An 8,458-nucleotide genomic window follows, 5' to 3' on the forward strand; every position below is an offset into this window, starting at 1 on the left:
CCCTGCACACTGCAACTACATGTACTGCTGCCTGGCAGTTCGTGTCTGCCGGGCCCTGCCGATCTCGGCTACGAGAGAAACCATAGCCAGACGATCTCCCAATGTCTACTCCAGCCAGCATAGATTTTTGTGCGCTCGGCGGGGAGGTAAGCGACCTCGACGGCGACGGAGGCCGGCACCCGTCACTGCCAGGGCGAGAGGGCGAAAGGTCCGGGCAATGTGCAGCGGGCAGAAGAGTGTCGTCGCGCGATCCAAAAACCCTGGGACCCCAACGAAGAGCGTCAACGCCACAACCGCCCGCTCACCCGCTGGCCGGCGAGGACCTCGGTATGCCGGCTTGGTGTGTCGCACGGACAAGGCGTACGGCCGCCGAGTCCGGGGCGGACGTCGGCGTCCGTTCAGGGGCTCTGTGGTGCAATGACACTGCCCGGCACCGGGCCCTGGCGCCGCCCCTCGGCCCACTCGGCAGGGGGCACTGCGCTGGCGGGCAGTAAAGAGCGAGGAGTCACCGTGACCGTATGCGGGCCTGGCGAAGAAGGCAGGCCGACCACTCGTCTTCCTGACAGCGACGGCGGCCGGGGCGGGGCGATGACCTTGGCGGGGACGCTGGCGGCGGCGGAGGCCGCGGCGCCCGTGGAGTCGCTCGACGTGGTCGCGCGCATGCTCAAAGAGCGACTCGGGGCCGCGGCGGTGTCGTTCCTGATCACCGACTTCAGCGGCGGCTCGGTTGTACGGCTGGGGGCGGCAGGCAGCGTCGAGACCGACGAGCCCGCGCGGCGCATCACGTTGCGGGGCACCCTGTACGACGACGTGATCCGCACCCAGCGGCCGAGGGTGGAGGACAAGGGCGAGGGTGGTCTGGTGCGGCTCGTCGCCCCGGTGACCAACCGCGGGGACGCCATCGGGCTCCTGGAACTGTTCTTGCCCGTCGCGCCTGACGCGGAGGTGATGCAAGAGGTCAGCGAGACCGCGCACGCCCTGGCGTACATCGTCATCGCGAACCGGTCCTTCACCGACGTGTACCAGTGGGGCCGCCGCACCGCCCCGCTGAGCCTGGCCGCCGAGATCCAGCACCGGCTGCTCCCGGCATCACTGGCATGTGAGGCGGCCCAGTTCGCGGTCGCCGGGGCGCTGGAGCCGGCCGATCACGTCGGGGGTGACACCTTCGACTACGTGATCGACCGGGACACGGTCCAGCTCTCCGTCACCGACGCCATGGGCCACGATGTCGATGCCGCTCTGCTCGCAACTCTCCTGGTGGGCGCCCTGCGCCGGGCACGGCGGGCCGGCGCCGGCCTCGCCGAACAGGGCGATCAGGCCGATCAGGCTGTGCGCGAGCACGGCCGCCACGGCTATGTCACCGGGCAGCTCCTGCGCATCAGCCTGCTCGACGGCACCGCCGAGTTCATCAACGCCGGGCACCCCTGGCCACTGAGGATGCGGGACGGACAGGTGCGGGAGATCACTCCGAAGATCGATATGCCGTTCGGCTTCCACGCACCGCACAGCTACCGGGTCCAGTCGCTGGACCTGCGGCCGGGCGACCGGCTGGTGATGCTGACCGACGGCATGCTGGAGCGCAACGCCAACAGCCTCGATCTGCCGGACCTGATCGTCCGCACCCGCGCGCTGCATCCCCGTGAGGCCGCCCGCACCCTCATCGCCGCGGTCGTCGAGGCCAACCACGGTCACCTGCAGGACGACGCGACCGTCATGTGCCTGGACTGGCACGGCATCGGCCACTCCCATCGGGACGCCGACACCGGCGCCAACCTCGCCGACGCCTCCGCCCCGTCGCCAACGGGGCGGACCACTCCTGGGCGATGACCTTGGGACTGCTCCGCTCCCCCGCTTCGGGCGGCCCTTGGACCGCGGTGCGGAGGAGCGGACGGCTTTCGCGCGCGGCGCGATGCCTCGGCGGCCGTCCGGCCCGTCGCGCCCGGCCCGCGCCGATGTGCGTGACGAGCGGCGTGGGCCAGAACGTTGTCGTGGTCAGTAGACGGCCAGGGAGATGGCGATGTAGTGCGCCGTGAAGGCCGCCACGGTGAAGGCGTGGAACACCTCGTGGAAGCCGAACCAGCGCGGTGAGGGATCGGGGCGCTGGAGGGCATAGACGACCGCGCCCGCGCTGTAGAGGAGACCGCCGGCCACGACCAGGGTGAGTACGGCCGCTCCGCCGGTGTGCAGGAAGTCGGGCAGGTAGCGCACCGGTGCCCACCCCAGCGCCAGGTAGCACGGGGTGTACAGCCAGCGCGGAGCTCCCACCCACAAGACCCGGAAGGCGATGCCGACCAGTGCGCCCGCCCACACGATCCACAGCAGCACGAACCGCTGGCTGGGCGGGAGAAGGACCACCGCAAGGGGCGTGCAGGTGCCGGCGATGATCAGAAAGATGTTGGCGTGGTCGAGACGCCGCAGGACTGCCTCGCCGCGCGGCCCCCAGGTGCCACGGTGGTAGATGGCGCTCGTTGCGAACAGCAGCCAGGCGGTGACCGAGTACACGGCGCAGGCCACGGCTGCCTGCGGGGTGCGGGTCAGACAGATGAGCACGATGCCCGCGATCAGTGCGGCGGGGACCATCCCGGCATGCAGCCAGCCCCGCAGCCTCGGCTTGATCGGTTCGGCCAGATCGACCGCCCGCTCCACCAGAGCGGCAACCGAGTGCCCGCTCTCCCCACCTTGTGATCCGCAGGGCAGCCCGTCTTCATGGTGTTCTCCACGCGCTGCGGCGGCGTACGTGTATTCGGCTTCAGCGGCGTCGTGCGACACGGCTTCTCGTCCTCCCTCGGACTCCTGGGCATCACCGGTGATCATGCAGCCATGCTAAAAGACCTCGCCCAGACAGTTTTCTGCAAGGCCGGTCTCGAAACAGCCAGGCCGCGTCGCCGGAAATAGGTCACTTCGCCGCCGTGTGAACTCCGGCCCGTTGCTGCTGCCGCCCATTGGGCTCGAAGCGGAATAGATCAGCTGCTCATGGGAACGATCAGAGCTCCCGAGCGGGTATCTCCGCTCCCTGCGCGCAAGGATCGCCGATGCTTCCTGAGGTCCGCCCCCACCTGTCCGGCCCCCTCGCCGACCAGTTGGAACACCAACTGGGTCTGGCTCCGCAACGGGAAGCCGGCGATCTCGATGTGCAGCGCGTCGCCGGCATCGCCGTCGTCGCAGCCGCCCACTCCGATGGGTATGCGGCCACCGGTCACCTCCTGGGGCTGCTGGCCGCGCTGCCTGCCCCCACCAAGGCAGGAGAACGCTTCTGGTCGGAGCTGTGGAGGTCTTCGGGCACCGCGTACCTGCTGCCTGCCAACATCAAGGCTGCGGTGCTACGTTCCCTGGCGGGAGAAGGAATCGTGCTGGCCCGACAGATCCTGTCGGCTGTCGATGAGATGACCCCGCCCCAGCGCGTCGCAGCCGGGGAGGTGATCGGTCAGGCCCTCGCCGAGTCCGACCATTTTCCCGACCTCAAGACACAGGTCATCGGAGAACTATGGCTCCGTGACCTCGAACTCACCGCCTGGCGCGTCCTGCACGCAGACCGCAGGTCCGACGATCCGACAGGACGCAAAGCATTCCTCGATGCCTGGAGCAGGGTCTGAGCTTCAGCGCTTGCTTGTCGTGATGGGTGAACAGATCCAGCAGTGCCCGGACGGGCACGTGTGCGTCTGCAGGATGGCGGAGGGTGCCGTCCAGGCAGAGGATGTAGCGCATGCGCCGTCCGGCGCGCTCCCGGTGCAGGTAGCCGGCCTGTTCAAGATCGTGACGATGTTCTGGGCGGTCCGCCCGGTGAGGTGGCAAGCCGCGGCGATGTAGCGAAGGTGGGCGGCAGGGGCGCGGGCGATGACGATCAGCACACGGTTGTGGTCGGTGAGGAAGCTCCACTTCGCAGTCTGTTCGTTCACCATCTGCTCCGTTCTTCGATGTTGCCCAGCTGGGAACACCGCAGGGAATTCGGTTTCATCACCATCAGTGGCAGGCCCTGAGTGTCGACCACTCGACCGCGGTGGCGGCCGTTGATCCCTTTTTGCCAGGGTCGGAGCCGTGAGAGTCTTCCCACGGTCGAAGCCGCTTTGCCTGCCTGCGAGGCGCTGACCGTGGCCACCGCCCTGGCTCCTTTGCCCATCTGGCGGCGGATCCGTCCAGTCAGCACCTCCCGCACACCGGGGGGAACCTCAGGGTGGCCAGTAAATATAATCGGCCCATGTCGAAGCCTGACGAGCTGCTCGTTGACGTCGCCACCCTGGTGGAGTCCGGGCAGAGCAACCAGATGTCCCTGACCGTGGTCACCGGTGGTGCTGTCATCACCGGTCGGCTTGCTCCCGAAGCAGTGTGGCGGCAGAGGGTGTCGGACGTGCTGACGGATTCCGCCCGCCTGGGAGAATTCTCAGCCGTCTTCGACACCCCCGCGAAGGACGGACCGCCCACACATCTGCACTTCCATGTCGCCCGGATCCTGCAGGGCACGGTGGGGATCCCGGAGACGGGCGGGATGTACCGCGTGGCGATCGCCGACGTCGGCGCCTGGACCGTGGGCGACTTCAGCTATTCCGACCACTGAGCAACGAGTGCGGCGGGAACCCGTTGCAAGCAGTGTGGGCCCGACCGGCGCGTGCCGGTCGGGCCCACACTGCTGTTCAGGTGTTGGCTTCGTGCCTGTTTCCCTCGGTCAGACGGACAGGGGGGTGCCGAGCATCGCGGAAGCGTGCTGGAGCGGGCTGAGGATGCGTACGGGTGCGGCCTCGGGGAGGGTACGGCAGGTGAAGCCGAGCTGCGTCATGGCCCGGAGGACTTCGCCGGCGCTGAAATCACGTCGGTCCTGGCGGGTGATGACCTGGCCGACCTGCTTGACGGGGTAGTGGCGGCGGCCGATGATCACGGATTCGCCGGTACCCAGTTCGGGCTTGATGCCCTTCATCGATTCCAGCACGCCGCTCTTGGTGAGCTCGAAAGGGAAGCGGGCGATGACACAGCGCATGTGACCTCACAGAGAGAAGAGGGAGAACGGGCCGACCAGGGTGAGACGGCTCAGCGGGAGAGGGCGAGGACGCCCAGAGCGCTGCCTTGTCCGTCGACCACCGGCAGGGCACCGAGCCGGAGGTAGCGCATCGCGTGCTCGGCTTCGGCCATCGGGGCCACGGATGTAGTGAACGACCCGTGGTCGCCGAGGAGGTCGCGCAGGCGAACGCGGTCCGTGTAGGCGGAGCTGTCGCGGACGGCGGTGAGTTCGGCCTGGGTGACCAGGCCGGTGCACTGGCCGTCCTGGTCACAGACGACCAGCCGACCCGTGCACGCGGCGGCCATGACCGACAGCGCCACCTCGATACTCATGTCGTCGCAGACCTGCGGTCCGGCCTCGTCCATGAGCTCCGCCACCGTCCTGTGCGCGGGGCCGGCGCTCGCGGGGCGGGGCTGCATCTGAACCAGCGTCACAAGGTGCCTCCTGCAGAGATGGGTCAGCTTCCTGATCACGAAGGTTGGTTCTAGGCCGCCGTGCCGAAGACGGTCTGGGGTACGGGCGCGCGCCGGGTCGTCGAAGAGGGGCGGCGCCGGCCTCGCGAGGTGCTGCGCTTGGAGCGTTCGGCCACCGGTGCGGTGATGACGACCGGGATGCCGGACGGGGTCTGGGCACCGGTGATCCGGTGCAGGGCCTCCTCGCCCGAGCGGATCTGGGTGGTCTGCGGCCGGATCCCGGCGTCCACCATGAGGCGCACCATGCCGCGGCGCTGGCTCGGTGTGACGAGGGTGACGACGCTGCCGGACTCGCCGGCTCGGGCCGTACGGCCGCCGCGGTGGAGGTAGTCCTTGTGGTCGGTCGGCGGATCGACGTTCACGACGAGGTCGAGGTTGTCGACGTGGATGCCGCGCGCCGCGACATTGGTCGCCACCAGCACACTGACGTGCCCCGTCTTGAACTGCGCCAGCGTGCGAGTGCGCTGCGGCTGCGACTTGCCGCCATGCAGCGCGGCGGCCCGAACCCCACTGTTGAGCAGGTCCTGGGTCAGCCGGTCGACGGCATGCTTGGTGTCCAGGAACATGATCACCCGGCCCTCGCGGGCGGCGATCTCCGTCGTGGCGGCGTGCTTGTCGGCGCCGTGGACGTGCAGGACGTGGTGCTCCATCGTCGTGACCGCACCGGCCGACGGGTCGACCGAATGCACGACGGGGTCCGTCAGATAGCGGCGCACCAGCAGATCGACGTTGCGGTCCAAGGTGGCGGAGAACAGCATCCGCTGACCCTCCGGTCGCACCTGGTCGAGCAGCGCGGTGACCTGCGGCATGAAACCCATGTCGGCCATCTGGTCGGCCTCGTCCAGCACCGTGATGCCCACCTGGTTCAGCCGGCAGTCGCCCCGGTCGATGAGGTCCTTGAGCCGCCCCGGAGTCGCCACCACGACCTCGGCCCCGCCTCGCAGCGCGCCGGCCTGCCTGCCGATCGACATCCCGCCCACCACCGTGGCCAGCCGCAGCCTGACGGACCGGGCGTACGGAGTGAGCGCGTCGGTCACCTGCTGCGCCAGCTCACGCGTCGGTACGAGGATCAGACCCAGCGGCTGGCGGGGCTCAGCACGCTGTCCCGCGGTACGGGCCAGCAGAGCGAGACCGAAGGCGAGGGTCTTGCCGGAACCGGTGCGCCCGCGGCCCAGGACGTCACGGCCCGCCAGGGAGTTCGGCAGTGTCGCGCCCTGGATCGGGAACGGCGCGCTCACACCCTGCCTGCCGAGTTCGGCCAGCAGCTGCTCGGGCATGGAGAGATCGGCGAAGCTCTCCACGGCAGGCAGCGCGGGGGTGATCGTCGTGGGGAGCGCGAATTCACCCTGCACGGGGGCGGGCCGACGGCCGTAACTTCCGGAACGGGCAGGACCGCCGGAACGGCGCGGTGCCGACGAGCCGAAGCGGCTGCCGCCCCTTCCTGCGTCGGCACTGCCCTGACGGGTGTGGGGCGAGCGGTCGTTCGTACGTGTGCGGTTCATGCGGAACCTTCCTCGATGCGGCACATATCAAGGAATTCCCGCAAGCGGTGAGCAGCACGGAATTACAAGTATGGACCGATGTCAAAGCAAATCCGGCCGACGGGAATCCGCGGCGGGCGTAAATGCTGAAATAGGTGACGCAGCGAGGACGTAAAGCCCCGGGCGCCGAGGTGCGGTGTGGCTCTTCAGGATGCGCCTGCATCCTGGAGGAGGAGCCGCGTGTGGTGAGACTGCGGATTTCTCCGAGCCGTCCCGCAGGTGAAACCACTGCGGGAAAATGCGTGTAGCTGGGGCCCGCACCCCGAGGGATGCGGGCCCCAGCTACAAAGTGCGCGTCAGCGTCAGGCCGGAACGATGTTCTCGGCCGTCGGGCCCTTCTGACCCTGCGCGATGTCGAAGGTCACCTTCTGGCCTTCGAGCAGCTCACGGAAGCCCTGGGCGGCAATGTTCGAGAAGTGGGCGAACACGTCAGCGCCGCCACCGTCCTGCTCGATGAAGCCGAAACCCTTGTCCGCGTTGAACCACTTCACGGTACCAGCAGCCATGTCATATCTCCTTTGGGGCAGTACACCGGCATCCGCACTGTGCGAACACCGTGTCGCCGCGATGATTACCCCGCCGGAAAATGACCGGAAATACAAAAGCGCTCTCCCCGACAGAAGCCGAGTGGGAGCACTTGAAGTTCGGGAACCACAACTGCAACTGAGATGGACAGTAGCACGCCGCAACGGCCCGCGCCGGTTAAGTAATTCCACTCCGCTCATTGCGGCAAAAACTCTCACTACACGGTCCGGCAAACTCTCACCTCACGAGCACAGATATTGACTCACTCGCAGTGCAACGTTCCAGAAAAGCGGAGTCGTCAGCCGTAACCAGGGTTGTCGGGGCGCTTTGGCGTGTGCGGCTGTCCGCAGGATCGCATTGAACAGCGGCCAAGAGCAGCCACCAACATGAGGCGGACCTGCGCTGATCGCCGCGTCCGGAGCAGTAGTCGAGCGTTCGATCCGGTGAGGGGACGTCACCGTGGATCGTGTCGGGCAAACTGCGTCCTCCGGAAGTGCCGTGCGCTCAAAGGCTCGGCTTCACCCGGACATGGCAGCTGGCAGCGGGCTGAAACTTTGGTGTTCGTTCGCCGTCTGCCCGACGGGCGCCGCATCCATGACGACCTGTGGGGAGAGTCCGGCCGCTGACCGGGAGCGGAGCGGCTTCTCCTGTCGTCAGGAGGTGAGGGCTTGACGGAGCGTGGGACAGCAGGGAATGACCGTGTCGAGACCAACGATTTCAACGACCCGCTGAACCGCTGCCCGCAAGGCCGCCAGCCGAATCCAGCCGCCGGCGGACGCTTCATCGCGTTGTGCGGCCAGGACGCTGACGGCGCTGGAGTCCATGAAGGCGAGCGCACTGCAGGACGCCGGAAGCGCTACACCTTATAAGACGTCGTTTCTTATGGCGTGATCGTTCGTTGAGCAGTGCATGGCGGATCTGGTTGAGCG

General features: G+C 67.8%; 8 protein-coding genes and 2 pseudogenes. 3 read left to right on the plus strand and 7 right to left on the minus strand.

From position 1 onward, the window contains the following. Positions 1-588: 588 nt before the first annotated feature. On the plus strand, positions 589-1,827 hold the full coding sequence (locus tag N4G66_RS44425) for a PP2C family protein-serine/threonine phosphatase (protein WP_261710025.1): 1,239 nt from the start codon (positions 589-591) through the stop codon (positions 1,825-1,827). Between the two features lie 165 nt (positions 1,828-1,992). On the opposite strand, the gene trhA is transcribed toward N4G66_RS44425, so the two are convergent. Next, positions 1,993-2,814: a PAQR family membrane homeostasis protein TrhA gene (trhA, locus tag N4G66_RS44430; protein WP_261710026.1), complete on the minus strand. Its 822-nt coding sequence runs from the start codon at positions 2,812-2,814 to the stop codon at positions 1,993-1,995. Positions 2,815-3,032: 218 nt separating this feature from the next. Between trhA and N4G66_RS44435 the strand changes: the two genes are divergently transcribed. Beyond that, positions 3,033-3,593, plus strand: a complete 561-nt coding sequence (locus N4G66_RS44435; protein WP_261710027.1) for a hypothetical protein — start codon at positions 3,033-3,035, stop codon at positions 3,591-3,593. A gap of 359 nt (positions 3,594-3,952) precedes the next feature. Here N4G66_RS44435 and N4G66_RS44440 read toward each other — a convergent pair. Then, positions 3,953-4,141 (minus strand): annotated as a pseudogene (locus N4G66_RS44440) (IS5-like element IS4811 family transposase); the annotation flags it as partial. A 54-nt stretch (positions 4,142-4,195) separates the two neighbouring features. On the opposite strand from N4G66_RS44440, the gene N4G66_RS44445 reads away from it, so the two are divergent. Then, positions 4,196-4,552, plus strand: coding sequence for a hypothetical protein (locus N4G66_RS44445; protein ID WP_261710028.1), 357 nt, complete (start codon positions 4,196-4,198; stop codon positions 4,550-4,552). Between the two features lie 108 nt (positions 4,553-4,660). On the opposite strand, the gene N4G66_RS44450 is transcribed toward N4G66_RS44445, so the two are convergent. The 5 genes and pseudogenes from N4G66_RS44450 to N4G66_RS46190 form a co-directional block, all read right to left on the minus strand. Next, positions 4,661-4,969, minus strand: coding sequence for an SCO5918 family protein (locus N4G66_RS44450; protein ID WP_261710029.1), 309 nt, complete (start codon positions 4,967-4,969; stop codon positions 4,661-4,663). 50 nt (positions 4,970-5,019) lie between these two features. After that, on the minus strand, positions 5,020-5,424 hold the full coding sequence (locus N4G66_RS44455; RefSeq protein ID WP_261710030.1) for a CBS domain-containing protein: 405 nt from the start codon (positions 5,422-5,424) through the stop codon (positions 5,020-5,022). A gap of 50 nt (positions 5,425-5,474) precedes the next feature. Further along, positions 5,475-6,965, minus strand: a complete 1,491-nt coding sequence (locus N4G66_RS44460; protein WP_261710031.1) for a DEAD/DEAH box helicase — start codon at positions 6,963-6,965, stop codon at positions 5,475-5,477. 341 nt (positions 6,966-7,306) lie between these two features. Next, the gene (locus N4G66_RS44465; protein WP_151471173.1) at positions 7,307-7,510 is read right to left on the minus strand and encodes a cold-shock protein; all 204 of its coding nucleotides are present in this window, start codon (positions 7,508-7,510) and stop codon (positions 7,307-7,309) included. Between the two features lie 672 nt (positions 7,511-8,182). Then, positions 8,183-8,359: pseudogene (locus tag N4G66_RS46190) on the minus strand (STAS domain-containing protein); the annotation flags it as partial. Positions 8,360-8,458 lie beyond the last annotated feature (99 nt).

The sequence above is a fragment of the Streptomyces rhizosphaerihabitans genome, from assembly GCF_025399795.1.
Taxonomy (GTDB): domain Bacteria; phylum Actinomycetota; class Actinomycetes; order Streptomycetales; family Streptomycetaceae; genus Streptomyces; species Streptomyces rhizosphaerihabitans.